Consider the following 25,227-nt stretch of genomic DNA (forward strand, 5'->3'; position numbering starts at 1 on the left):
CGATTTGCTCTAAAAGAGAGATAAATTTAACACGTGAGTTGGATTAATTTAAACGCTCCTATGCTGCTTTGGCTAGGAGCTTTTTTATTGTCTGTTAATACCAATTGGATTAAGGAACTGTTCATTCAGCGTGAATTCAAAGGGCTGAGGGCAAGTTGGGAATTTGATGCGAATCGTTATTCTCGGCTCTGGGCTCCTGCTTCGCTCTACCTCTTAAATATATGTAATCGTATATGAAGAGTTTCCGGCGTAGCATGCAGTGCTTTGCCATGTTTTAAATATCACCAGCCAGTGGGAAACGCTCAAGCGTTCCACTTCTGCTTTGCATTGACTCACTAGGGAATAACCATTCTGTCATCGATGCGCCTTGAATTGAAAAGCTCAAGCGCTTCTGAATTGAATAAATACCTAATGTAATTGGTATAAAGCTTGAAAATCATTTAATTGCCACCACATCTAACAGTAGGTTTAGCTTAAGCACTGACTTGTCGTCTTGAGTCATCAATCAAAGGAAATGGTTTGAATTTTAGTAATATCACATGGCTCGATGATAAAGGACATGTAAAACCGCCAATCATGCTCTATCTGTTACTGGTGTTTATTGCCCGTGGTTGGTGTGTGTTTATCGCATCACTGACTCAAGCCAGCGATAGAGCTGCCTTAGTTGAATTATTTTACCCGCACAAAAGTGACTTCTTGCTGGCTTTAGCCGCAGGTGCAGGAGCCCTCATTGTTTATGGCGCCGTGATAGCAGAAAGAAAACGTGCGCCTAACTGGGTACGACCTGTTTTTCCATATATGAAGTGGATGCTGGTATTGCTGCTATTTATTGATGGTGGCTTACTTATCCAGCGTGTGTTGCATACATACTATGTGTACAGCTGGAGTATAGGGCTAGATGCATTGTTCTTATTCTGGAGTGGTTTATATCTATATAAGTCAAAGCGTTTGAAGCTGTACTTTAGTGACTGGAAAGAAAATGATAGCAAGGAAAAAGAATAAAAAAAAGACGCTGCAAGCAGCGTCTAAAGAATCTTGATTCAGAGAGTCACTCTGTACATATGATCCAAAGAGTTACAATAAAAAACCTTTAAAGATAAATAATAATCAAACTGCGACTATGACTTAGCAAGTTAAAGGACAATTGACAGTATTGCTTCTTAAACATCATCTTCGGGGCGACCGATCTTAAGAAACAGTTTCAGTATAGGGGTGTTGAATATTGTATGCAATATTCAATTTGTGGTTATTCTCGATAAAATGAGATAAATAAGGAATAACATATACTCAAACAGCGTATTTTTAACCAGACTCACTTGAATAAAACCCTCATATTGAATTTTAACGTGTCAATTTAGCTCTATTTGTCATAAAGTTGACACCAGTCTGCAGTCTAGTGAGTAAGATAATCATTATCGACTTGGCTCAGATCTAAAGCAGCATTGCCGTTAGGCTTTGGTATTAGTTGTGGGTTTAAAGAGTGCTTAAGCTTATGTACTCTGATTGGTTAGCAATAAAAATCGGCCTAAATGCCGATGCTGGAGTGACTTAAATGTCAAAGGCTGCCGAGATGCAAATTCCTTTGTCTGAGTTGAAAGTTGGTATGACCGTTAAGCTTCCTCTTTCATGGACGAACCATCCTTTTCTATTCAATCGTATCGAAATAGAGAAATTAGCACACATTGAGTTAATTAAAACGCTTAATGTGTCATTCGTGTACCTGATTTCCGGTGTTGAGTTGCTGTCAAAAAAATCTGCACCAGTCAAAGTCAAAATCGCCCCAACCCCAGAAGAGATCGCTGCTGAGTATAGTGCGCTCGTTAGAAAGTCTATTCGAATGGGCCAACAAAGGTTTACCAAGGGCGCGAGTGATTGCAGAGCAACTTTTTCAAAGTTAGGCGCCGATCCTCAAGGCGCTTACCGAAGTGCCGCAACCTTAGTTGAAGAGCTAATGGATCACCTAAAGGAGATGGAAACTCCTTACCTAACGTTGGTGAATGCGGGCGACAATATATCGGTTAACCAGCACGGTGTATCGGTAGCGGTGTTATCTATGATCCTTGGCCAAGCACTGGATATGACTCACTCACAGTTGCGCGATATTGCCATGGGAGCGCTATTTCACGATATCGGTAAGCAGAAAGTACCGGACGTGATCCGACGCAAAAAGGGCCATCTATCGGAACATGAAGCCAATTTCTTAAATATGCACGCCCAGTTTGGCTATGACATGCTGAATAAGTCAGGTTTATTTCCAAGTGCCGTGTTAGATATTATTTTGCATCACCATGAATGGATTGATGGTAGCGGTTATCCTCATGGACTGAAGGGGCAGCAAATCGCCATTGAAACGCAAGTGGTGAGTTTAGCGAATGATTTCGAGCGCTTACTTAGGGCCGGTGAGGCTAGATCGCCACAAGTGGCGCTAGGTTACCTATTTAAGAACCGTGTCGATAAACATGACCCAAAGTTAATTTCGACTTTAGTTAAAGTGCTGGGGATCTACCCGCCAGGAACCTTAGTAACCCTGTCTTGCGGTGATGTAGCCAAAGTGATGGTAACCACATCTCAGGTTAAAAAGCCCATAGTCTGGAGTTGTAGCATTGATGGTAAAAATGGTCAGTTGCGATTTTTAACCGAAGAAGAGCAAGAGATTGTCGCTGTAATAAAACTTGAAGCGCTTTCATCTGCAGCGGTCAAAACACTCGATGCAACATCACCAGTAAGCTTTTACTTCAGCACCTTATAACAAGTTTCCTTATCTGTTAGCACAAAGCTAGCCTATCTCTTAGCTTGTGCTTTAAACTGACACGTATTAAGAGTTATAAATTCAGAGACAGAAAATATGATTAAATCAGTCTGTATTGTCGGCTGTGGTTGGTTTGGGCTTCCGCTCGCAAAGGCTTTGGTTGAACGCGGTGTGACTGTTTTTGGCAGTAAGCGGGAGTTAGCACAAGCGCAGGCATTAAAAGAGCAGGGCATTAATGGTTTTAAGCTTGATTTAGATGATGCACAGCTGCAACAGCCGAGTGCAGAGAAAAATGCTGAGAAAAGTGCAGAGATAACCCGGGCACTGACTGTTGACTGTTTAGTGGTTAATATTCCTCCGGGGTTAAGAAAAGATCCCGATGCCTATTTGTCACGGCTAGCTAAGTTAAACCAACTCATAGATCATCACAGTTACAAAAGGCTTATTTTTGTGAGTACTACGGGCGTGTATCCGTCTATCGATGGCGAACTTACAGAGCAAGACGCTAAAGCTCACTCAGAGAACAGTGAAAAACTTTTACAAGCTGAGGCGCTCTTTGCCGCTAAAGACAATGCCTGTATTGTTCGATTTGCCGGGCTGGTTGGACCTAAGCGGCATCCCGGGCGTTTCCTTGCGGGTAAAACAGAACTTGCTGGTGGCAATAGTGCGGTGAACCTTGTTCATCTAAATGACTGCATTGTTGCCGTGACGACGCTATTGTTTAGTTCACCTGAGAATACAATTTATAATGTATGCGCACCGACTCATCCTACGCGCGAAGCATTTTACGCAAAAGCCGCCAGTGACTTAGGCTTAGTGATACCGCAATTTATAAAGGATGGCGCAGCAACTAAGCTTACTGGTAAGTCGATTAACAGTGATAGATTGATGACAGAATTTAGTTTCGAATATCAATTTAGTGATCCTATGGATATGCTGACCAGTTGCCACTAATGCAGAGATTAATCATTCAAGTTCGTTGAGCGCTATGCGACTCAAACTCTCAATAGACTCCTTAACGGCTGTTAATATAGAGTCCTTAACGGTTTTTAATATAGAGCCTTAAACTTGTTGTGATACAGAGTCCTTAACGGCTGTTAATATAGAATCCTTAACGGCTTTTGAAATAGAGATAAACGCCAAATTTGAAACTAGGGGTAAATATGAAGTCGTTTAAACAATCACTTGGTCGAATGTTTGTTATTTTCGCCATGCTATGGCTGCCTTTGCAAAGTGCATCGGCTGCTCCTTACCAAGAAGGTGTAGATTACGTCAAAATTGGCGGGATCCCAGAGACGACGACGCCAGTAGTACGTGAGTTCTTTTCATATAATTGCGGCCACTGTTATCGCCAAGATCCATTCTTTAAACAGACTGCAGATCTTCTCGGCGAAGAGGTTCAATTTGAGCGAACGCCTGTCGGTGCTGGTCGCACTAGCTGGATTTTAAGTCAGGAGGCTTACTATCTAGCGCAAAAGTTTAATGTGACCAAGCAAGTTCACGGTAATATCTTCACCCGTATACATGAGCAAGAGGGCGCTTTTACACGGCCTGAACAGTTAAGAGACTTTTTTGTAAGTCAGGGGCTTAATGCACAAGAGGTTGAAGCGGCGATGAATTCGACAGACGCTAAGCTCGCCTTGATGAATTATGATACTCAGGCTCAATTAGCTGAAATTCGCGGCGTACCCTCGCTTGTGGTTAACGGTAAGTACCTTGTAAAGAACCCGGGTAAGACACCAGAGGATTTAGCCAAACTGGTACGCTACTTGAGTACACTTGAGGAAGACAGCAAGCCATAACGGATTTTGCCTTATAGCCTTCTTGTTATTGATAAGCTCACTTAACCGTGGGCTTTTTGTTATTCAAACCCCAATAATCACAGCGTTCAAAATCACAGATGTTCAAACTTCACAGCGCTCAAAATTACTGATATTCAAAAATCATATTGCTCAAAATTACAGGCCACCATAATCACTAATACCTCTTCCCAAAGGATAATCTCACCACATCACCAAGCGCGATGCTTTCACAAAGAATATGAAGGTAAAGAACACGCACGTTAAAGGCTTGAACTGTGCCTTTCTTCGTGCGAACAGTGTTCTTCGTACTGAGGCGCTTTTAGTTAATAATGAGCTCAGCTGAGGCGAAACATACCGCTATGAAAATTGTGAGGGATGTGATAAAACCAAATAAAACTAGAGTCTTATGCTCGATAGTTTACCGTGAAATTGATAAGTTATTGAAAATAAATTGTTTGAGGAAAGGATGTAGAGACCTCTACATCCTTTCCTCAAACCGCAAAAGTACTGTTTGGCGTAATACTGTTTGGCAATGATGGAGTATGAATGAACATTGAAGTTAATCTCGACAGGAATATAAATGAAGATGAAGTTATCGATTTATATAAGGCGAATGGATGGTCTTCTGCTGATAAACCCGTAGAACTGATGGCTGCATTAACAAACTCTCACTCTTTAGTAACCGCTAGGTTTAATGGCAAATTAGTCGGTTTAGGAAATGCCATATCTGATGGCCACTTAGTAGTTTATTATCCTCACATGCTGGTTCATCCGGATTATCAAGGGAAAGGTATTGGGCGAAAAATGATGGCAGCGTTCCAATCAATATACGGTCATTTGCATCAACAAATGCTAACGGCAGACGGCGAGGCTATAGATTTTTATAAAACCTTAGGTTTTGTGCGCGCGGGTAAAACTGAGCCTATGTGGATATACTCGGGAACGGAGCATTAACGGCATAACAAACACGGCTAGGCCGCTTTCTCATCGCGTATGTTGAACATGCCCTGACTCGTTGCAGTGATGTGTTACTGTGATTTGTTTTTGGGCGTTTTACTTGAGGGACATACCATAAAGCGGGTTGTTACGTTATATTGACACCATTGACTTAAGTACGGGCTTGCAACAAAGAAACTGCTATGGAACAAGAGGCTATAAAAGAACACATCCAGCTATGGTTATCTCGGACAGTTGCAAGAGGAGCTGTTAGAGACTTGTTCGATTCTTCAATCGCAATGGGTTGTGATATCGGCAATATTAGGCCAGAAAATCAAGATAGAGTTGCATGCGTACAAGTGCAAGTATCTGCTACTCACTCTTTCATCATTGGGATTTTATGTGATGGAATGGGGGGAATGGCCTCAGGTGCACAATGTGCTAGCCTAAGTATCGGTTCATTTATAAGCAGTTGTATAAGGAATCGACAGCGTTCCTTGGCTGAGCGATTAATAAAGGCTGTTGAAGATGCAAACACCGATGTTTATTCACTCTTTCAAAGTAACGGCGGCGCGACCTTATCGGCTTTTATTTACGATAGTCATGGCCAATTTGAAGCTATAAATGTGGGTGACAGCCGTATATACGCAAATTTTGCTCACGGTATTAAACAGTATTCTAAAGATGATACTTTTGCAGGGCAAAATGCAGATGCGGCAGGGGTACATTTAAGTAAAGGCTTGTTGCAATATGTCGGGGTTGGTCCTGAATTAAAAGCACAATTAGTGGGCTTGCCAAAGTACCGTAATATAAAACGGCTCATTTTGACGTCTGATGGCGCGCATTACATTGAAGCGAATACCTTTAAGCAAATTTTGAATCAGAAGTTACCGGCCTGCGAGCTTTGTAACAGACTCATTCAAGTTTCAAAGTGGTGTGGTGGCTATGACAATACCTCAGTGTTAATTGTAAATGACGTGCTCAATCTTTTTGCGCAGCCAGAGCAAACATCTTTACCGCCTGGAACGGTTAAGCTTTGGGACCCGTTTGGGGAAATACAATTTATCGGTGCGATAGCACCAGTTGACAAGGTATAAAACTCTGTCGACTAGGCTAACCTTAATTAATATCTTACTGATTTATAATGGTTAGCCTTTTTATTGAGCCTAGTTTCAGTTTTGTACTTGCTAGTGGGTAAATAACACTGCTGTCTTTGATGTGAATGTTAATCATGAAGTTATTTTTGAAGCGGTTGTTGTTACTGTGGATCTGGATTCTCTTAAGTTTTAATCTTGGTGCGAATGCTGGAAATACCGCGGTATATGGCGTCTTAATGCCTTTGGGACCATCATTTATGGCTGGTGATTATGTTAGCTATGGCTTTTGGTCTAATGATATTGAACTTTATATGCTGCTTCTGTGGTTTATCGGGTTAGTGACTTTTTTATTCAATCGTAAACTGATCGTTTTATATTTTTTAGTGTTAATTTTAGCTCAAGCCGTGTTCATTGAGATGGTTAATGACCAATTATTAACATTGACCGGTTATCTGTTGCTTATTCCCGTAGAGCTTTGTTATTTAATGGCATCATTCATAGTCCTCAAAAAACATCCTACTAAAAAAGCTCTAGGGCAGGCATAAGGCTATTGTGGCTTAAGTTTAATTGGGTCAGTCATACGCCTTACTGCCCAATCTTTCCCTGATCAGTCTTGGCCGCTTTACTGAATTTGTTACCGAGCTCTTTGCAATTTAAGTATGTAGTTGCTTTCGCATATTATTAGTCTGACCTTCTTAAATCCATTTCCAGAATAGGACCGTTTAACGTAGTTTTGTAATCAGTCACTAGGTATGAGACATGTTGTTTTTTTGTTCGCACGCGTTATTTTGTGGTTACATTTGATGTGGCTTAAATAAAGGAGTATGTAAAACTAGTTCTGATGTCATGTTTACTATATTTTTCAGCATATTCTAATGCAGGTAATATTAATCCCTACCCTTACCCTGTAATTGAGTGTAAGGCATGCAGCATAGAAGAGATAGAAGTTGTAGTTTCTACATTGGCAAAGCTTGATGAAGTTTTGACTGTTGCATTAGTTGACCCATACAAAGGGAAAGCATATGCGTATAGTGTAGAAAATATATAGATAAGCATAGCGTAGCTGAAGATGATAACGCACGGCACCTTTGGCGAACTCAAAGATGCTGGTGGCAATACTATTGCAGTTACCGCTGAATGCCCCTGGTTAAACAACCAACAGGGTAAAAGCAGCATCCCAGCGGGCACATATCAAATAAGCCGTCATCAAAGACCGAGCAAGGAAGTCTGCCTCGCTATTATAGGCCTTACACTAGGCGTCTTTCCTAGTCGAGGAGTTGCTTGGCTTTAAACTAAATTTTTATCTTAATCACTCTAAGCCAAAGCTTGTGACTCGACTTTTGCCAAACTTATCGACCAACAGAAGTACAGCTTTTTTGCCAAACCACCCGAACCGTTCTGCCAAACTTCGCGGCGCGCTACAATTTTTGGCTATTTTCGATTACTACCTTGGTCTAAGGTTTTGCTTGAAAAACACTCAATCGTTACGTTGGCGTCAACTTGTAACTACTTGTTAATTAGTTGTTTTTTGGTTTGTGCCTCTAAGGTTTCCGTTAGCGTTAGACTAAGGTCGCGATTGTTGTTCCCTCAGTGCTTGTTAGATTAACTCATGACTTAATATAAAAATCAGCACATGGGAGTCACTATGAGTTTTGAAAGCAATGAGAAGGCAGAGGGATATTGGCGCGAGAATTTGCGTCTAGTACTTGGTTTACTGGCCATATGGGCTGCGGTGTCATTTGGCTGCGGTATTTTATTAGTAGATGTGCTCAATGAGATCCATTTCATGGGCTTTAAGCTAGGGTTCTGGTTTGCACAACAGGGTGCAATGTATGTGTTTGTGGCACTTATTTTTGTCTATGTCGCTAAGGCGAACGCATTAGACAAAAAATATGATGTACATGAAGACTAATTCTAACCCAGCCTAACCCATATAATAAGGAATCATGAGATGGACGTACAAACACTAACATATCTGATTGTAGGGTTTACATTTGCCCTGTACATCGGAATCGCGATCTGGTCTAGAGCCGGATCAACCAAAGAATTTTATGTTGCAGGCGGTGGTGTTCACCCTGTAATGAACGGAATGGCTACCGCTGCCGATTGGATGTCTGCAGCGTCATTTATCTCACTCGCGGGTATTGTTTCATTCGTCGGTTACGACGGTTCGGTATACCTCATGGGTTGGACTGGCGGCTATGTTCTATTAGCGCTTTGTATGGCGCCATACCTTCGCAAGTTTGGTAAGTTTACTGTGCCTGACTTTATTGGTGATCGTTATTATTCTCAAGCCGCGCGTACGGTTGCAGTCGTGTGCGCCATCTTCATCTGCTTTACTTATATCGCCGGACAAATGCGTGGCGTAGGTGTTGTATTCTCCAGATTCCTTGAAGTTGAAGTTGATACGGGGGTTTATATCGGTATGGCGGTGGTATTCTTTTATGCTGTGTTAGGTGGCATGAAGGGGATTACCTATACGCAGGTTGCACAATACTGTGTACTTATTTTTGCTTTCATGGTGCCAGCTATCTTCATTTCGGTGATGATGACAGGTCATGTTATTCCACAAATTGGTTTTGGTGCTGAATTAGTCGATGCCGCTGGTAATGGCACGGGTGAGTTCTTGCTTGATAAACTCGATGGATTGTCCACAGAGCTTGGCTTTTCCCAATATACTGAAGGTTCTAAGAGCATGATTGATGTGTTCTTTATTACTGGCGCATTGATGTTCGGTACAGCGGGTCTGCCCCATGTTATTGTGCGTTTCTTCACTGTACCTAGAGTGAAAGATGCACGTGTATCTGCGGGTTGGGCACTTGTCTTTATTGCTATCATGTACACCACTATTCCTGCGCTTGCGGCGTTCTCTCGTGTGAACATGATTGAAACCATTAATGGTCCTGAAATGGCGGGTACACCTTATGAAAACGCACCTGAATGGATTAAGAATTGGGAAAAGACAGGATTAATTCAGTGGGAAGATAAGGATGATAACGGCCTTCTTTATTACTCAAATGGTCCTGAAAATGAGATGAAGATTGACCGCGATATTATGGTTCTTGCAACACCTGAAATAGCTAACCTACCAGCATGGGTGATTGCACTGGTGGCTGCTGGTGGTCTAGCGGCAGCTCTATCTACCTCTGCGGGATTATTGCTTGTTATCTCTACATCGGTATCGCATGACTTATTGAAGAAAAACTTTATGCCGGATATCTCCGATAAGAAGGAGTTGTTGTATGCACGTATTGCCGCTGCTGCAGGTATTGTGATGGCAGGTTACTTTGGTATTAATCCACCAGGGTTTGTGGCTGCGGTGGTCGCGATTGCTTTCGGTCTGGCTGCATCGTCACTGTTTCCGGCAATCATTATGGGGATTTTCTCTAAGACAGTGAATAAAGAAGGTGCCATCTCAGGTATGGTTACGGGTCTATTGTTTACAGCGTCTTATATTGTTTACTTCAAGTTTATTAACCCAAGTGCTAACACTGCTGACAACTGGTTATTTGGTGTTTCACCAGAAGGTATCGGTCTATTAGGCATGCTGATTAACTTTGGTGTGGCATTTGCCGTCAGCAAAGTAACCTCAGCAGTTCCACAAGATGTAGTTGATATGGTTGAGTCAATTCGTTTCCCTAAAGGCTCAGGAGAAGCACAAGATCACTAATTGATGTGACCATTGTGAGACAAACACAAAGAGCGCTTCGGCGCTCTTTTTTATATTGGCTAACACTGGCCTTTAGTCGAATAGAGCTAATAAGGAAAAGCGCGATATAGTAAATGATCGTTTGTTTGCGGGAATAACTTAATGGATGCCAGCGAATTACAGCCCATCATGCAGTTTTTACAACAGAGAGTCCCATTTGATTCGTTAGATGAAGGTGCCTTATCTCGCTGCTGCCATGCCTTAACAATTGGTTATTACAGTAAAGCCTCTGCTTTTGTGCCGTTAGATCCTAATCACCTTCAGCTTTATATTGTGCGCAGTGGAGCGTTTGAAGTCCGTGATAAAAATGGTGAATTGCTCGATAGGCTAGCTGAAGGAGACTACTTTGGTTTTCCTTCGTTACTATCGGGTGAAGAAGCCAGTAACCGAGTCGCGATTTTAGAAGATGGTCTGGTTTATCACTTGCCTCCACAGATGTTTGACTATTTGAGAAAAGAGAGTCGTGAGTTTGACCGTTTTTTCAATCGAGCTTTTGCAAAACGGCTGCGACATCAAGGGCGGTTTAAAGCTAAAGAGCTGACGACGACTAGTCGCGTCACTACGTTAATGTCGACCTCTCCTTTGACGATAGACATGAAAGCGACAGTCTCTGAGGCGAGCAGATTGATGCGGGACTCACGTGTGTCGTCGGTTTTGGTTATTGATAATCATAAATTAGTCGGGATCTTAACCGATAAAGATCTGCGTAATCGGGTCTTGGCGGAAAACTTTGATGGTCACTTGCCTGTGCATCAAGCGATGACAACCACACCAGTGACGATAGAGTCTAACTCTTTAGTATTTGAGGCGATGCTGTTGATGAGTGAGCACAATATTCATCACCTTCCCGTTGTTGATCATGGTGTGGCAACTGGTGTGGTAACCAGTACCGATATATTGCGGGGGCAAAGTTCGCAACCACTGTTGCTTATCGGTGAAATTGAGCGGCAAAAAGACCTGCAAAGTTTAATTCAGGTGAGTAAACAAATTCCATTACTGCTGCAAAACCTGATCAGTGCCGATGCCAGAGCCGAGGAGATTGGTCGAGTGTTGACCTCGGTAACTGATGCTTTAACGCGGCGTTTGATTGTGCTCAATCAACAAATATTAGGCGAGGCACCAATGGCCTTTTGTTGGTTGGCTTTTGGGTCGCAGGGACGACAAGATCAAGCGGCATGTTCAGATCAAGATAATGGCTTATTGCTTGCCCATGAGCCGGATGAAGCTGCACAAGGTTATTTTGATGCTCTGTCTCATGCAGTATGCAAAGGTTTAGACGAATGTGGCTATATTTATTGTCCTGGCGATATTATGGCGCAAAACCCTAAGTGGCGAATGTCGCTCGAGAAGTGGCAGCACGTCTTCAACAGATGGGTGAATACACCTGAGCCTAAGGCGTTGATGCATGCGAGTATTTTTTTTGATATGCGCTCAGTTTATGGTCCCAAGACGTTATTTGATGGTTTGCAAGACACGGTACTTAATAATACGAAAGGTAACGATATCTTTCTCGCGAGCTTGACCGGTAACTCATTAACGAGCGCGCCACCGCTTGGTTTCTTCAGAAAGTTTGTTTTAGAGCGCGATGGCAGTGAAGTGAAGGGGATTGATTTAAAACATAAAGGTAATGCCTTGATTAATGATATTGCAAGGGTGTATGCGTTATCTGCTGGCATTAAAGAGGTTAATACCGCCAAGCGAATTCGTGCCTTGATGGATCAAAATATCATTAACCGCAAAGATGCACTCAATCTTGCCGACGCCCATGAGTTTATTGCGCATATGCGTTTGTCTAATCAGGGCTATCAGTACACGCATTCACTGCCTGTGACTAATTACTTAATGCCGCAAAACCTATCTTCCTTAGTGAGGCACCAGTTACGTGATGCATTTAAGGTGGTGCACGATGGGCAGGTTGGGCTCAAGCTTAAAATGATGCGAAGTTACTAGGTAGTCGATATTTAGGGCGCGATAAAAAGGCTAAATCTTGAGAAACTTATATTTAAAAACTCGGTTACAGTTAAATACATTGCTCAGTAAACAAGAGGTGATAGCTGACTATTATCGGGCGTTAACTCTGCAGTTATCTATGCCTTTACCTCAGGTTCCCTTGATGGCGTTTGATTTGGAGATGACAGGACTTGATAGCAAATTAGACCAAATTTTGAGTATTGGGCTTATTCCCATTGAAAACGGTTTGCTTCAAGTCGCAAAATCTAAGCATCTTTTGGTGAGTATCGAAGGGAGCGTAGGTGACAGTGCCGTTATTCATGGCATCGTTGACAGTCAACTGGCGCAAGCTGTCAGTGTTAAGCAAGCGATGGCGTGGTTTTTGGCTCAGACCCAGGGGCATGTATTAGTGGCTCACCATGCACCTTTAGATCTGTGCTTTTTAAAAGCCGCACTGCAACGTTGTTACGGCCAGAGCGTACAATTTGTCGCGATTGACACCATGGCTGTTGAGAAGAAACGTTTACTAAGGCAGCATGATGTGATTAAAGAGGGCACATTAAGACTTGATGCTTGTCGAAAGCGTTATGGTCTGCCTGTTTACGCAGCCCATAATGCAGCGGTTGATGCGTTATCTTGCGCAGAGTTACTCTTAGCTCAGATGGCAGGTATCGCGGGTAATGATGAACTGAGCCTGCATGATCTATTAACTTAAGTATCGGCTAATAAAGTGATGCTTAGTTTGTGGTTATCTAAAACTAGCTTTAGCTAAGCTCGTCTTAACTAAGTCAGCTTCAGTTAGCTTAGTTGTGTTAATTGGCTTTACCTAAATTAATATCGTTAATTCTGGGGGCGTTCGGTTAGTTGGGACTAAGGCGCTTTATTTTCTTTCCCCACTTGATAAGAACTTGGTAAATATCTTCTTTTTGGTAGGGCTTACTTATAATTTCATTCATGCCACATTGGAAACATTGCTGTGTTTCAATTGAGGTGGTACTTGCCGTTAGCGCAATGATCGGCTTTTGGTAACCTTTTAGTCTAAGCCTTTTCGTGGCTTCAAATCCATCGACCACAGGCATACGACAATCCATAAATACGATGTCTACCTGGTGCTGCTCTAGATAGCTTATCGCTTCTAAGCCATTTTTGGCGATAGCTGGCTTGATGTTATATTTGGCTAAAATCATCTCAATCAGCATTTGGTTCACAGAGCTATCTTCTACCACGAGTACTGTGATGCTATCGATTTGAACATCGGTTGCGGTTGGCGTCACCGCCTCTATTACCGCATCGGATCGCTTTAATGGCAAGCTGATATCAAATTGAGTGCCATGGCCTAACTGGGAGTCTAATTTGATTTTCCCGCCCATTTCACCGATTAAATATTTGCAGATTGCGAGTCCTAATCCAGTGCCTTCATAGGCACGATTACTGGAGTTATTGACCTGGGTGAATGGGTCGAACAAGGTATCAAGTTTATCTTGGGGGATCCCGCAACCCGTATCGGCTACCGAAAAACAGAACTCATCTTGCTGCCATTGGATTTTAACCGTAATTTTCCCTTGTTGAGTAAACTTGATGGAGTTACCAATTAGGTTGACCAGTATTTGTTTAATTCTGTCAGGGTCGCCGACTAAGGTTTCAGGTATATCTGTGTGATACTCAAACGCAAACTCTAGAGTGGACTCTTCAGCTCTGATTTTGAAAATATCGTAGACCATCTGGCAGAGTTTTTTAGGTGAAAAATCAACTTCTACTATCTGCAACATACCCGCATTCATTTTACTGAGATCGAGTAGGTCGTTAATGATCACCCGTAATAACTCACCGGATTGGTGCATAGTGCCAAGCAATTGATGCTGATGCGGCGTTAACTCAGTGTCACTCATAAGCTCTGCTGAGCCTAATAGACCATTGAGTGGGGTTCTGAGTTCATGGTTTATCATGGCAACGAAGTCTCTTGTCGACTGCTCAGAGAGTTCAGCTCGCTGCTTTTCTTTGATGGTTTTAGCCAGCAGCTCTTGTCGTTTATGAGCGGCGCTGATCATGTCACAAAAAAGCAGTAGCTGCTTTTCGATGGTGTGTTGCCAAGACCGAGGGGAGTCTAATACTAAGGTCAAGCTACCTAGTATCATTTCTTCAGCGTTAATAATGATTTTTATCTGACGGTAATCATCTGTCCAGATAAGCGGTGATAAGGCGTGGTTATCGGTGTTGATAAGCCCTTTATCACCAGCATAAAAAGAGTCGAATTTTAGCTCATCATTTATGGATTTAAATCTTATTTTACAGGATTTTATCTCATCAACCCCAATCAGATCGTCGAGTAAGCGTTGCAGCAAAATATTTGAGATCGGTTTTTGTAAAAATAGTTGATTAAAGTCCAGAAGGATTGATTCTAAATAGGTTTTAAAGTGCAGTAGAGCGATATCCTGCTCCGACTTTTCCTTTATGTTGATCAGTGAGTCTTCGACTCTTTGCTTGGCGATATAGAGCTCACGACTTTTTTCTTCCAATAGCTTTTCTGCAAGCTTTTTGGCTGCTTTTTCCCGTTCTATTTTCCTGGTCAGCAGTTCAACTCTTTTGCTTAACTCGTTTATTTCATCATTTGGCATAATAGACATGACCCTCAAATTAAATACAGGTCATGGTGAAGCGGACTTCAGATTGATCAGCGACAATCGGTTCCATTTTGATATCAATGTTTTCATTAAAGTGGTCGGCGCAGCCTTGGATAAGGCCAAAGCAAACATGGGCCATACAACGTGCAGATACATAGTCCATGATTAATTGGCTCTGTGTTGAGCTGATAAAGGTAAAGCTAGGAGGGTTCGAGTTGGGGTAGAGTTTTTTGACTTCGATATGTATATATTCTTCAACGCTTTTTATAAATTCAAACGTTGATGCCGATTGGCCTTCAAGCCCGGGCATGCTGTTATACAATATTTTGAAAATCGCTTTACCATAAATCTGTTGTAAGTCTTCCGCTGAGATCCCGGTAAGTTTACTTAAGGTGATGATCAGATTAACTAAGTCTTTGTGATCATAGGTCCCCACACTGGTATAAACGCCATCATTGTTGTTTTCATCTAACATCTGTTGGCAGATCTCTAAGCCAAAAGTGTTCTCAACAAGCTCAATAAACTCGGAAAAAATAATCCCTTTCATGTGCTGCTCCTTATCGGTTCCACACTATTTAAAGTAGTGTATTAACGGCAAGCATTCAATGCCTTAGATGACTTTGTATAGAGCTTTTTTATTTGTGTTAGACGGTCATCATCTTAAGCTCCAGCTTCTCTCTTGTGAGTGCGTGCCTTTTTACAGCCAGTTATGTGCCTAGGAAACAGGATATAGCACCGAGCTTAAGTATGTATCGTCTTTAGTTACATTTTTTATGTTCACCCATAGTCGGCAGTTGGCTAGATTATCTATAGTTATACCCATCAGTATAAAGATGTGTTCGCTCAGCGAGACTCATTAACAGGAAGAATAAATGGCATTACCGCTAATATGGTTAGGCGCTGCTGCAGTGGGCGCGGCAATTGTGGCTGAAGAGCGAGAAAAGCAAAAGACGATTGCACTAAAGCGGCAGCAAGGCCAGGCAAGTGCTAAACATGTTAGTGGTCAGTCTGCCATACTGGCACCGAGCCTTTGGAAGACTGGGGCTAAAAAAGTCGAACCTATGCCTGGGGCGATAGTTTGTTGTTTTGTGTTTGGTGTGATCGAGCATACTGGAATTTGGCTAGGTGATAATACGCTGGTAGAACTACACGGCAGTGGTTTAGTGCGGGCGGTCTCAACCCAACGTTTTTTGGCGGGGCGCAGTGGCAGTCGTATCTATCAGGCCTGTAATCACTTGCACCAGCCGTTGATTGGCACTGAGGTGCTGCGAAGAGCGAAGCAGTCCATCTTTAGTTATCGAGAGTATGATTTGTTTGATAATAATTGCCACCGCTTTGTATGGCATTGTTTAAGTGGCGAGGAGCGGGCTTTATCGAGCTTTGGTAAACTAAATAATCAGATTGGTCGTTACTTTTCTGAAGCTGTCTATTGGGATGAGCTGAAATTGTAAAATCCGCTTTAAATCTGATATAAAAAAACACCGATATAAATCGGTGTTTTTATGTTTGCGAGAGTCAGTTTTTAACTCACCGTTTTAGCATTGAAAATGCTTTATCCGCAGAAATGTTTTACCGCTTTTGCAACAAGCTCGATACCTGTTTTATCGCAAGGTGGTAACTCTGCGTCGCTAGTATTAATTGGTGTGACTCTATCACCCCACTTAATTAATGCCGCAGCAGATGTTAGGCCAGCGCCAAATGCACAAGACAAAATGGTTTGGTTAGGCTGGATCTTGCCTTGCTCTAGCGCATCACAAATAGCAATTGGAATCGTCGCAGCAGATGTATTACCGTAGTTAGCAATATTCACAATCGCTTTTTCTTTCGGGATCTTCATACGGTTAATTAACGTATCAATAATACGCTCGTTGGCCTGATGAGGAATAACCCAGTCGATCTCTTCTTTATCGATACCACATTTTTCGATAACTTTAGCGCTTAGCTTACCCATACCGGCAATCGCGCGCTTAAAGATCTCTTGACCATTAAACTCGATATAGAAATCTAAAGAAGAGGCTTCAAATCTATCCATTGCAGTGCCGAAGCCTGCTTTAAGGATATCGCGACCATCTGGATCGTTATTAAGCTCGTAGCCTAAAACACCAATAGCTTCATCTGTGGCTTCAACTACAACTGCACCTGCGCCATCACCAAATAATACAGCGGTATCACGACGAGACCAGTCAAGGAAGAAAGATAAGCGCTCTGCACCAATCACTAAGACCTTCTTACACTGGCCACTTTTGATCTGTGAGCTAGCTAGACCTAAGCCATACAAAAAGCCACTACATGCAGCGTTGATGTCAAAAGCTGCGCAAGTAGCGCCGACATCAGCTTGCACTGTTGAAGCGATATTTGGGATCAGAGTGTCTGGTGTTGCAGTGGCTAGAATAATCATATCTAGTTCACTACCATCGATACCCGCTGCGGCGAGTGCTCGTTTAGCGGCAACAGAGGCCAGTTCAGAGGTGTTAACGTGACTTATATGTCTTTGGCTGATCCCAGTGCGCGGCTTAATCCACTCATCTGAGGTTTCGATAAATGTTGCAAGATCATGATTTGTTAGGGTTGCAGGCGGAACACACTTTCCCCAACCTGTAATAGTAGCGTACTGCATCTAGGTATTCTCTTAACTTAAAAGGCAGAACCTGAGCTCTGCCTTATGGGATCTGTATAAGTGAAGCTTAGCAATAAAATTGCTAACCAACAGTGAGCTAGCCCTCTTGTTGGCTAACTAATACGCGGATCGCTTCGGCAGCGTGTAGGATATGAGCGCGTAATAGTTGGACAGCTTTTTCGATATCTTTCTTCTTACAAAACTCAAGTAACTCACGGTGATCTTGTTGAGCTTTAGGTACACCGCTTGCTAAAAATAGCTGTAATCGAACGTAACGGTCACAGTTAGTATTTAATCCTTGAACCACTTCAAGAGTGTGTGGACGATTTGCCGCACTGTAGAGACTAGTATGGAATTGTGAGTTTAGACCACTCCAATTTTCAATTTGCTCTTCATCTTGGAAAGCCGCGTCCATTTCTTGCAGAATACTTTCGGCTTGGTTGAGATCTTCTTCACTTAAATTCGGTATTGACTTAGCAAGTAAGTCGCCTTCAATCAGTGCTCGTAAATCAAAAAGTTCGGTGACATGTTCTGCAGAAAGCAATGTTGCTGTAGCCCCTTTATGGGCTTCAAACTTAACTAAGCCTTCGGCTTCAAGTTGCAACAAGGCTTCTCTTACCGGAATTCGGCTAACATTCAATTCATCTGCTAAGGCGCTTTGACGTAAGGGTTTGCCTGCCGCGATTTCACCGGAAAGGATTTTTTCCCTAAGCACCTCGACCACAATTTGTGTGCGAGTTTTATGGACGATAGGTGTTGTTCTGCTCATAGTTCCCGATTTTTTTGTTATTAATACAAGTTGATCCGTCCTAGGTTACCGCTATTGCCATTATAATGAAAGGGGAACCGATGGTTTCCCTTTCATATTTTTGACATATTTAAAAAGTGATGACGCCTTTTTCACCTGCAATGACGCGGGTCGGCAACAAGCTTTCTGGCATATTTTGATAACATATTGGTCGTTCAAAACGCGCCATAGCCGCTGAACCTACAGAGGTTGTACGGCTATCTGTGCTAGCAGGATAAGGGCCACCATGGTTCATTGAGTGACAAACCTCTACACCCGTAGGCATTTGATTGAATATTAGGCGGCCAACATTAAAGGTAATCGCTTCAATCAAAGTTTTATTCTCTGCAAATTCAGTCGCTAAGCCGTGTACAGATGCAGTAAGTTGACCTTCAAGCTGCTCAGCGATGTCTTGCATTTGTGCGCTATCGTCACATTCAACCAGCACTGCACATGGGCCAAATACTTCCTGTTGAATAGCGTTTGATGCAAGAAAGTCAGTTGCAGTCACTTTTAACGCCGTAGGGCGTGTAAAGTGATTTGCAGGTGAAGACTCACCTTGAGCAATTAGTTCAACTTTAGGGTTGGCTAGCAACGCTTCAATCTGTGATTGGTATGCGCTAGCAATACCAGCAGTCAGCATGCTCGCAGCGCTTTGTGAAGCAACATCTTGTGCTAGCGTCGCTTTATAGCGATTTAACGCCTCACCTTTAACTGCCACAATGACGCCTGGGCTAGTACAAAACTGGCCGTGGCCCATAAGCATTGACTGCACTTGAGTCGAAGCCAGGCTTTCAGCTTGTTCTTCTAAAATATTAGCCAAAATAAACTGTGGGTTAGTTGAACCTAGCTCGCCATAAAATGGTATTGGCTCAGGGCGCGCAGCACAAAGATCCGATAAAATTCGACCGACTTTGAGTGAACCTGTAAAGCCAACAGCTTTGATCGCTGGCGAGGTGACCAGTTGCGTTGACACTTCTGGTGCAACGCCTTGTACTAAGTTAAATACACCGTTTGGCATGTCACATTTAACTGCAGCACGCTCGATTGCACGGCTAACCAATTCACTGGTTGCAGCGTGAGCGGGATGGCCTTTAACGACAATGGTACAACCTGCTGCAAGCGCCGATGCAGTATCGCCACCGGCGGTTGAGAACGCTAGCGGAAAGTTCGATGCGCCAAATACTGCTACCGGGCCAAGAGGCAAGGTGGTAAGTCTAGTATCGGGCTTAGGCAGTGGCTGTCTTTCTGGGTTAGCTAAATCGACATAGCGGCTATCGATAGGGTTTCTTAGGTTGCCCGCAAATAGTCGTAATTGGCCACAAGTACGGCCAGTTTCGCCCTGAAGGCGAGCCATTGGTAAACCTGTTTCTAAATGAGCTGTCTCTGTAATCGCTGCGATATCGGCTTGAATTTCATCGGCAATGGCTTCTAAAAACTCAGCGCGGCGCGTCGGCGCTAGGCTGCGGTATTGAGCAAATGCTTGCTTAGCCGCAGTTGTTGCACTTTCTACGATGCTTTTGTTTGCGTTAGCAAAGCGCCACGCAAGTGCTTCATTGGTGACGGGATTGGTACTGTTAAATTCAGTGGCTTCGTTAGTCCAGGCACCGTTTACAAAATGCTGGCCAGAGATGTTAACTTTGTTTAAATCTGTCATGTTTACTCCTGAGTTTTAAAGCTCATTAAGAAATTCGTGCGGTTAGATGACTTGGAAGCCAAACGCGTACGGGTCGCTGTCATCAACCGTGATGGCATTTTGACCGATTATTCGTGCCCAACCTTTGATGCTTGGCATAATCGCTTTATGTTCGCCTACTGATGTTGCAGCTTCGATTCGACCGACAAATTGACTGCCGATAATACTTTCGTGGGTGTATTCATCTCCCACGTTTAATAAACCTTTGGTATAAAGTTGTGCAAGACGTGCACTGGTGCCGGTACCACAAGGCGAACGGTCGATAGCTTTATCACCATAAAAAACAGCATTGGCGCCATCTGAACCATCACTGATGGTATCGCCTGTCCAAAGCACATGGCTTATGCCGCTTACAGTAGGGTCGTCTGGATGAATACAAGTGAGTTGCTCTTGCGCGACTTTACGTACGATTGGGCTCCACTTTAAAATGTCACCGGCGCTCCAGTGGCGCAGCCCAGGGAAGTTTGTTTGTGGGTCGACGATAACGTAATAATTACCGCCGTAGGACACATCGACCTTAAGTGTACCCAGTCCTGGGATATCTAAAATTTGGTCTTGATGAGCTAAATAGGCGGCGACATTATAAATCTTTACCCAGTCCACTTTTTCGCCAGTTTGTTGATAATCGATTTTTATCTGTCCAGCGGGCACATCAATAATCAGTTGACCAGGCGTCTTTGCGGTTAATAGACCAGACTCAATGGCGGCGGTGATGGTGCCGATTGTGCCGTGGCCGCACATAGGTAAGCAGCCACTGGTTTCGATAAATAGGATTGAAGCATCAGCATTGTCAGAACAGGGAGGATAAAGAAAGGCGCCTGACATCATATCGTGGCCACGTGGCTCAAACATCAAGGCTTTACGGATCCAGTCATACTCTCGAAGAAAGTGTTGGCGTTTATCACTCATGGTGTCGCCAAGCAGGTGAGGGTGTCCGCTTGTTACTAATCTGACTGGGTTGCCACAGGTATGAGCATCAACACAAAAAAACGTGCCTTTTAGCATGTAAAACACTCCATTGTTATCGTTATTGATAAAGTGATTAAAGCCAGTCTTTTAATTTGCATTAAACGGCTGGCTATATAAACATCAAACTTTCAATTAGTCGATGTTGTACTTGTTTAAATCGATGCGAGTCTCAAGTGCTTGAGCAATAACCTGCTCAACGTATGCACGCTCTTCACCGATAAGTGTTAGGCGAGGTAGACGTACATTTTCGTTACCCCGGCCAACGATTTGCTCTGCAAACTTGATACATTGAACTAGCGTCGGGATAGTGTCCAAACGCAGTAGTGGCATAAACCAGCGGTAGATTTCACGCGCCTCTTCAATACGACCAGCGCGAGCTAGCTTAAAAAGGGTTACTGACTCACGCGGGAATACGTTAGTTAGACCAGAAATCCAGCCTGTTGCGCCAAGGAAAAGGCTTTCAAGAGCGATATCATCAACGCCACATAAGATGTTGAAACGATCACCGAAACGAGATTGCAGTTCAGTTAGACGGCGAGTGTCTGTTGTTGATTCTTTAATCGCCACGATGTTTTCTTCTTCTGCAAGAATCGCTGTCATTTCTAGGTTGATATCTACACCGTAACTTACAGGGTTGTTGTAGATCATGATTGGTAGGTTAGTTGAACGAGCAACAGTTTGATAATGAGTGACTACTTCACGGTTGGTACCACGATAAACCATTGCAGGTAGAAGCATAAGACCGTCAACGCCAAGCTTCTCTACATCTTGTGCATAAAGAGATGCAGCTTCAGCAGTATTTTCAGTACAACCAGATAGTACAAGAATACGGCCATTTACGGTTTCAACTGTGTGCTTGATGAATTCGCGCTTTTCTTCAGGGGTCAAAGAGGCATTTTCACCGATCGTGCCTAAAGCAATAATTCCGTTAATACCATCTCTTATTAGGTCTTCTAACATACGAGAATTCGATTCGTAGTTAATTGAACCATCTTCATTAAACTGTGTTGAGATTGCTGGAAAAACACCTTGCCAATTCACTTTCATATTAAGCCTTTATTACTGCGGTGTAGCGTTTGGAGTTAGGTGCAGATTGGTATATTGTATACGCATGTATTTAAATTGAAACCCTTTTGTTTAGAGAATGTATCTAAATAAATGATACTAAAACCGCAGGAATTATTGTATACAATATCCAAGTATTAACGATGGAGCAATAAAAATATGCAGTCGATCACAATAAGCTCTGAATTAGCGAGCAATTTTAAAGATTTTGTCACTATAGATGCACACACAGAAGGCGAGCCGTTAAGGATCGTGATCTCGGGTTATCCAGAGATTAAAGGTGAGACCATTTTAGCAAAGCGCCAATACGTGCAAAAAAATTTGGATACCTACCGTAAATTACTGATGCACGAGCCACGCGGGCATGCCGATATGTATGGGGCGCTGATTACAGAGCCTGTGACTGCAGATGCCGATTTTGGCGTACTATTTTTGCATAACGAAGGCTATAGCAGCATGTGTGGTCATGGGATTTTGGCCTTGGTTAAGGTGATGTGCCAAACCGGCACAATACAATTAACGGATTCTCCTCGCATTATTAAAATCGATGCGCCAGCAGGCCTGATTACAGCAAAAGCTTATCGTGACCAAGCGGGAAAAATTCACGCTAGCTTTAAAAATGTAGATTCTTGGGCGGATGCGTTAGATTGCAGTGTGAATGTCGAAGGTTTTGGCGAGGTTAAATACGATATTGGTTTTGGCGGGGCTTACTATGCTTATGTTGATGCTGACGAGCACGGAATAAGTTGTGGTCAGGATAATGCACCGCAGTTGATTGATATTGGCCGCCGGATAAAGCATGCCGTTATGGCGACTCACCCGTTAGTGCATCCATTAGAAGAAGACTTAAGTTTTCTTTATGGCACCATCTTCACCTCTAAAAAGGTGACAAACCCAGAGGCGCATTCTCGCCATGTGTGTATTTTTGCTGACGGGGAAGTAGACCGTTCACCAACGGGGACTGGCGTTGCGGGGCGTATTGCCTTGTTATATGCCAAAGGCGAGGTTGAGCTAAATACTCCACTGATGATTGAGAGTATTGTTGATGGCAGAATGATTGTTAGTGCCTCCGCTAAATCAACGTTTCATGGTAAAACGGCGGTGATCCCAGAAGTATCAGGCCGTTCGTACATTACTGGAAAGCATCAGTTCTTTATTGATCCTGATGATGTATTTCAAGATGGTTTTATCTTGCGCTAGCCTAGTGGTTAATCAAGTGGGGAATGAGATTGGAGAAATATATATGAACGCCACGAGTCAGAGTCAGGTTCAAAGCCAAGGCTTAAGCCAAAGTCATGCCGGTAAACTCACCATTGTTGGCGCAGGGATTGTGGGGCTATCGGCAGCGATTGAGCTACAACGAGAAGGGTTTAATGTCACTGTTATCGACAAAGAGGGCGCCGGAGCCGGAGCTTCTAAAGGTAATGCGGGTCACTTTGCGACTGAGCAAGTATTTCCTTTAGCGGATCCTGCAATGTTACCAAAGCTGCCGGGTATGCTATTGGATCCTTTAGGACCATTTCGCATTCAGCCGCAATATTTTTTTAAAGCATTACCCTGGTTTATGCGCTTCTTACACAATATGTTGCCATCGCGTAGAGCGAAAAACAGCCGTGCAATCAAGGCGCTGAATCAAGATTCTATCGCGGCAATGAAGTCACTCGCTGCATTTTGTGGCTGCGAAGACCTATTGGTTTTGAACGGGAGTTTATTGGTATTTGAAGGTACAGCAATAGAGGTCGTTCAAAAGGAGTTCCGCGCTTACGCTGATGCTGGCGTCGAGGTTCAATTGCTTAATGGGGAGCAAGTTAGGGCGCTTGAGCCTTCACTGAGTAACAATATTACCCATGGCTTATATTTTACTCATGTAGGCCACACTGGCGATCCGTATCGTTTATGCCAAGCGTTCGAGACAAAGTTTAAAGCCTTAGGTGGTCAGCTTATTACTGAAGAGGTTGTTAAGATAAACACGGCTAGAACCAGTTCAAGTATTCAGCTTGAGCTAGGCTCAGGTAATAGCGAACAGACTGATCGCTTGGTTATAGCCTCGGGTGCTTGGTCTAAGCCTTTTGCAAAACAATTAGGTTATTCTGTGCCGCTGGAAACCGAGCGTGGGTATCATTTGATGATGCCGCAAAAAAGCAGCCTGTCTCGTCCCGTCGCTTCATATAATCGCAAATTTATTATCACCCCTATGATTGACGGCACTCGCTTAGCGGGTACGGTGGAGTTTGGTGGTTTAAAAGCCCCCTTAGTTAATGCTAGAGCCGATTGTTTGTTCCCTCATGGTAAAGCCTTGTTGCCTGAGCTTTTTGCTGATGCTTCCGTCAGTGACGGCGAGCGTTGGATGGGCTTTAGACCGTCGATGCCCGATAGCTTGCCTGTGCTCGGGCGGAGTCAAAAACAAGCGAATGTATTTTTCTCTTTTGGGCATCAACATTTAGGGCTTACATGGTCGGCGCTAACAGCAAAACTGTTAACTCAAGAAGTACTAGGTCTGCAAGCTAATATCGACTTAAGCCCCTATAGGATTGATAGGTTTAACTAGTCTTGATTACTTTCAACCAGAATACAGGCTGATTATTTAAATGTCGGCGTCAGCGATTGTAAATGGAGTAGAAGCTTACTCTATTTACAATTCGCTTTAGGTGAATTTTATAGCTTACCCGACTATAGACTCGCTTAGGTGACAAATGATTGGGCTCTTAAAAGTTTGCGCTAGCCCAATCACTGAGTTTGTCTAAGGGTTTTGGAAACCCCAGCGAGTAAACAAAGCGATTTTCACTGTCTTCAAATACATTGCTATTTATACCCAGTAACACAAATCCCTCCTCGAGTAGTGCGCAGGCATCTTGATGACACTCAGTTTCGACGACTTTTGTAATTTTGAGCAAGATTGCTTGGGAGTTTTCGATTTCCAAGTTATCCAGGTTCTCCATGCTTTCTGTGTTCTCCATGGTCATCCTTATGCATAAGCTTCTTAGGGTATTGATATGATTAACCTAGCACATCTACGCCGATGTGACACAAACCTGAGTAAGTGAATGCATAGCTGGAATCGCTGTTCTCAACATGATTACCACTTTTGCTAATATGAGCTTATCGCGGGTGGCTTATTTGCTGGCGAGTCTGCAGCGCACTACAATGAATAGGGCTGTTGGTATATTTAGAGGCTATACCTTCACCTACGCGTTAAAAAGCGGACTGGACCCTCGCGACAAAAAGTGGA

At 43.2% G+C, this 25,227-nt stretch carries 23 protein-coding genes; 15 read left to right on the forward strand and 8 right to left on the reverse strand.

Annotated elements, in window-relative coordinates:
• Positions 1-519 precede the first annotated feature (519 nt).
• The 12 genes from ACVBJC_RS15260 to ACVBJC_RS15315 all read left to right on the forward strand — a co-directional run bounded on the left by ACVBJC_RS15260 (position 520) and on the right by ACVBJC_RS15315 (position 12,958).
• Positions 520-1,002 (forward strand): DUF2919 domain-containing protein, encoded by a 483-nt coding sequence (locus ACVBJC_RS15260; protein ID WP_447161701.1) that lies wholly within the window; start codon positions 520-522, stop codon positions 1,000-1,002.
• Positions 1,003-1,552: 550 nt separating this feature from the next.
• A complete protein-coding gene (locus ACVBJC_RS15265) occupies positions 1,553-2,749 on the forward strand; it encodes an HD-GYP domain-containing protein (protein ID WP_447161700.1) in 1,197 nt (398 codons plus the stop codon).
• Positions 2,750-2,845: 96 nt separating this feature from the next.
• Entirely contained in the window at positions 2,846-3,703 is an 858-nt protein-coding gene (locus ACVBJC_RS15270) for an SDR family oxidoreductase (protein WP_447161699.1), read from the forward strand.
• A 209-nt stretch (positions 3,704-3,912) separates the two neighbouring features.
• On the forward strand, positions 3,913-4,551 hold the full coding sequence (locus ACVBJC_RS15275) for a thiol:disulfide interchange protein DsbA/DsbL (RefSeq protein WP_447161698.1): 639 nt from the start codon (positions 3,913-3,915) through the stop codon (positions 4,549-4,551).
• A 546-nt stretch (positions 4,552-5,097) separates the two neighbouring features.
• A complete protein-coding gene (locus ACVBJC_RS15280; protein ID WP_447161697.1) occupies positions 5,098-5,505 on the forward strand; it encodes a GNAT family N-acetyltransferase in 408 nt (135 codons plus the stop codon).
• A gap of 185 nt (positions 5,506-5,690) precedes the next feature.
• On the forward strand, positions 5,691-6,584 hold the full coding sequence (locus tag ACVBJC_RS15285) for a PP2C family protein-serine/threonine phosphatase (protein ID WP_447161696.1): 894 nt from the start codon (positions 5,691-5,693) through the stop codon (positions 6,582-6,584).
• Positions 6,585-6,718: 134 nt separating this feature from the next.
• Positions 6,719-7,129: a hypothetical protein gene (locus ACVBJC_RS15290; protein WP_447161695.1), complete on the forward strand. Its 411-nt coding sequence runs from the start codon at positions 6,719-6,721 to the stop codon at positions 7,127-7,129.
• Between the two features lie 524 nt (positions 7,130-7,653).
• A complete protein-coding gene (locus ACVBJC_RS15295) occupies positions 7,654-7,875 on the forward strand; it encodes a DUF5675 family protein (protein ID WP_447161694.1) in 222 nt (73 codons plus the stop codon).
• 354 nt (positions 7,876-8,229) lie between these two features.
• A complete protein-coding gene (locus ACVBJC_RS15300) occupies positions 8,230-8,496 on the forward strand; it encodes a DUF4212 domain-containing protein (RefSeq protein ID WP_012277650.1) in 267 nt (88 codons plus the stop codon).
• Positions 8,497-8,535: 39 nt separating this feature from the next.
• A complete protein-coding gene (locus tag ACVBJC_RS15305) occupies positions 8,536-10,254 on the forward strand; it encodes a sodium:solute symporter family protein (RefSeq protein WP_447161693.1) in 1,719 nt (572 codons plus the stop codon).
• Between the two features lie 141 nt (positions 10,255-10,395).
• Positions 10,396-12,243 carry a DUF294 nucleotidyltransferase-like domain-containing protein gene (locus ACVBJC_RS15310; protein ID WP_447161692.1) on the forward strand — a complete coding sequence of 616 codons (1,848 nt, stop codon included), beginning with the start codon at positions 10,396-10,398 and terminating at the stop codon, positions 12,241-12,243.
• Positions 12,244-12,280: 37 nt separating this feature from the next.
• Positions 12,281-12,958, forward strand: a complete 678-nt coding sequence (locus tag ACVBJC_RS15315; RefSeq protein ID WP_447161691.1) for an exonuclease domain-containing protein — start codon at positions 12,281-12,283, stop codon at positions 12,956-12,958.
• Between the two features lie 145 nt (positions 12,959-13,103).
• On the opposite strand, the gene ACVBJC_RS15320 is transcribed toward ACVBJC_RS15315, so the two are convergent.
• Both ACVBJC_RS15320 and ACVBJC_RS15325 read right to left on the reverse strand, forming a co-directional pair.
• Positions 13,104-14,867 carry a hybrid sensor histidine kinase/response regulator gene (locus tag ACVBJC_RS15320; protein ID WP_447161690.1) on the reverse strand — a complete coding sequence of 588 codons (1,764 nt, stop codon included), beginning with the start codon at positions 14,865-14,867 and terminating at the stop codon, positions 13,104-13,106.
• A 10-nt stretch (positions 14,868-14,877) separates the two neighbouring features.
• Positions 14,878-15,411, reverse strand: a complete 534-nt coding sequence (locus tag ACVBJC_RS15325) for a heme NO-binding domain-containing protein (RefSeq protein ID WP_447161689.1) — start codon at positions 15,409-15,411, stop codon at positions 14,878-14,880.
• Positions 15,412-15,736: 325 nt separating this feature from the next.
• Here ACVBJC_RS15325 and ACVBJC_RS15330 point away from each other — a divergent pair, with 325 nt between their 5' ends.
• The gene (locus ACVBJC_RS15330; RefSeq protein WP_447161688.1) at positions 15,737-16,315 is read left to right on the forward strand and encodes a lecithin retinol acyltransferase family protein; all 579 of its coding nucleotides are present in this window, start codon (positions 15,737-15,739) and stop codon (positions 16,313-16,315) included.
• Positions 16,316-16,416: 101 nt separating this feature from the next.
• On the opposite strand, the gene ACVBJC_RS15335 is transcribed toward ACVBJC_RS15330, so the two are convergent.
• From ACVBJC_RS15335 to dapA, 5 genes are all read right to left on the reverse strand, one after another.
• On the reverse strand, positions 16,417-17,481 hold the full coding sequence (locus ACVBJC_RS15335) for a beta-ketoacyl-ACP synthase 3 (protein WP_447161687.1): 1,065 nt from the start codon (positions 17,479-17,481) through the stop codon (positions 16,417-16,419).
• A 97-nt stretch (positions 17,482-17,578) separates the two neighbouring features.
• Positions 17,579-18,250 (reverse strand): GntR family transcriptional regulator, encoded by a 672-nt coding sequence (locus tag ACVBJC_RS15340; RefSeq protein ID WP_447161686.1) that lies wholly within the window; start codon positions 18,248-18,250, stop codon positions 17,579-17,581.
• Between the two features lie 109 nt (positions 18,251-18,359).
• Positions 18,360-19,925, reverse strand: coding sequence for an aldehyde dehydrogenase (NADP(+)) (locus ACVBJC_RS15345; protein ID WP_447161685.1), 1,566 nt, complete (start codon positions 19,923-19,925; stop codon positions 18,360-18,362).
• 42 nt (positions 19,926-19,967) lie between these two features.
• The gene (locus tag ACVBJC_RS15350) at positions 19,968-20,969 is read right to left on the reverse strand and encodes a 4-hydroxyproline epimerase (protein ID WP_447161684.1); all 1,002 of its coding nucleotides are present in this window, start codon (positions 20,967-20,969) and stop codon (positions 19,968-19,970) included.
• 96 nt (positions 20,970-21,065) lie between these two features.
• Positions 21,066-21,980, reverse strand: coding sequence for a 4-hydroxy-tetrahydrodipicolinate synthase (gene dapA, locus ACVBJC_RS15355; RefSeq protein WP_447161683.1), 915 nt, complete (start codon positions 21,978-21,980; stop codon positions 21,066-21,068).
• A gap of 177 nt (positions 21,981-22,157) precedes the next feature.
• On the opposite strand from dapA, the gene ACVBJC_RS15360 reads away from it, so the two are divergent.
• Entirely contained in the window at positions 22,158-23,198 is a 1,041-nt protein-coding gene (locus ACVBJC_RS15360) for a proline racemase family protein (protein ID WP_447161682.1), read from the forward strand.
• A gap of 43 nt (positions 23,199-23,241) precedes the next feature.
• On the forward strand, positions 23,242-24,546 hold the full coding sequence (locus tag ACVBJC_RS15365; RefSeq protein WP_447161681.1) for an NAD(P)/FAD-dependent oxidoreductase: 1,305 nt from the start codon (positions 23,242-23,244) through the stop codon (positions 24,544-24,546).
• 157 nt (positions 24,547-24,703) lie between these two features.
• Here the strand turns inward: ACVBJC_RS15365 and ACVBJC_RS15370 are convergent, their stop codons facing one another.
• Positions 24,704-24,955 (reverse strand): hypothetical protein, encoded by a 252-nt coding sequence (locus ACVBJC_RS15370; protein WP_447161680.1) that lies wholly within the window; start codon positions 24,953-24,955, stop codon positions 24,704-24,706.
• Positions 24,956-25,227: the final 272 nt, after the last annotated feature.

It is taken from the genome of Shewanella sp. 0m-6, assembly GCF_052977325.1.

What these genes read in the sequence shown, in the direction of transcription:
- ACVBJC_RS15265 (WP_447161700.1), top strand. Translation starts at nt 1,553, where the DNA reads ATGTCAAAGGCTGCCGAGATGCAAATTCCTTTGTCTGAGTTGAAAGTT.
- ACVBJC_RS15270 (WP_447161699.1), top strand. Translation starts at nt 2,846, where the DNA reads ATGATTAAATCAGTCTGTATTGTCGGCTGTGGTTGGTTTGGGCTTCCG.
- ACVBJC_RS15275 (WP_447161698.1), top strand. Translation starts at nt 3,913, where the DNA reads ATGAAGTCGTTTAAACAATCACTTGGTCGAATGTTTGTTATTTTCGCC.
- ACVBJC_RS15280 (WP_447161697.1), top strand. Translation starts at nt 5,098, where the DNA reads ATGAACATTGAAGTTAATCTCGACAGGAATATAAATGAAGATGAAGTT.
- ACVBJC_RS15285 (WP_447161696.1), top strand. Translation starts at nt 5,691, where the DNA reads ATGGAACAAGAGGCTATAAAAGAACACATCCAGCTATGGTTATCTCGG.
- ACVBJC_RS15290 (WP_447161695.1), top strand. Translation starts at nt 6,719, where the DNA reads ATGAAGTTATTTTTGAAGCGGTTGTTGTTACTGTGGATCTGGATTCTC.
- ACVBJC_RS15295 (WP_447161694.1), top strand. Translation starts at nt 7,654, where the DNA reads ATGATAACGCACGGCACCTTTGGCGAACTCAAAGATGCTGGTGGCAAT.
- ACVBJC_RS15300 (WP_012277650.1), top strand. Translation starts at nt 8,230, where the DNA reads ATGAGTTTTGAAAGCAATGAGAAGGCAGAGGGATATTGGCGCGAGAAT.
- ACVBJC_RS15305 (WP_447161693.1), top strand. Translation starts at nt 8,536, where the DNA reads ATGGACGTACAAACACTAACATATCTGATTGTAGGGTTTACATTTGCC.
- ACVBJC_RS15310 (WP_447161692.1), top strand. Translation starts at nt 10,396, where the DNA reads ATGGATGCCAGCGAATTACAGCCCATCATGCAGTTTTTACAACAGAGA.
- ACVBJC_RS15320 (WP_447161690.1), bottom strand. Translation starts at nt 14,867, where the DNA reads ATGTCTATTATGCCAAATGATGAAATAAACGAGTTAAGCAAAAGAGTT.
- ACVBJC_RS15325 (WP_447161689.1), bottom strand. Translation starts at nt 15,411, where the DNA reads ATGAAAGGGATTATTTTTTCCGAGTTTATTGAGCTTGTTGAGAACACT.
- ACVBJC_RS15330 (WP_447161688.1), top strand. Translation starts at nt 15,737, where the DNA reads ATGGCATTACCGCTAATATGGTTAGGCGCTGCTGCAGTGGGCGCGGCA.
- ACVBJC_RS15335 (WP_447161687.1), bottom strand. Translation starts at nt 17,481, where the DNA reads ATGCAGTACGCTACTATTACAGGTTGGGGAAAGTGTGTTCCGCCTGCA.
- ACVBJC_RS15340 (WP_447161686.1), bottom strand. Translation starts at nt 18,250, where the DNA reads ATGAGCAGAACAACACCTATCGTCCATAAAACTCGCACACAAATTGTG.
- ACVBJC_RS15345 (WP_447161685.1), bottom strand. Translation starts at nt 19,925, where the DNA reads ATGACAGATTTAAACAAAGTTAACATCTCTGGCCAGCATTTTGTAAAC.
- ACVBJC_RS15350 (WP_447161684.1), bottom strand. Translation starts at nt 20,969, where the DNA reads ATGCTAAAAGGCACGTTTTTTTGTGTTGATGCTCATACCTGTGGCAAC.
- dapA (WP_447161683.1), bottom strand. Translation starts at nt 21,980, where the DNA reads ATGAAAGTGAATTGGCAAGGTGTTTTTCCAGCAATCTCAACACAGTTT.
- ACVBJC_RS15360 (WP_447161682.1), top strand. Translation starts at nt 22,158, where the DNA reads ATGCAGTCGATCACAATAAGCTCTGAATTAGCGAGCAATTTTAAAGAT.
- ACVBJC_RS15365 (WP_447161681.1), top strand. Translation starts at nt 23,242, where the DNA reads ATGAACGCCACGAGTCAGAGTCAGGTTCAAAGCCAAGGCTTAAGCCAA.
- ACVBJC_RS15370 (WP_447161680.1), bottom strand. Translation starts at nt 24,955, where the DNA reads ATGGAGAACACAGAAAGCATGGAGAACCTGGATAACTTGGAAATCGAA.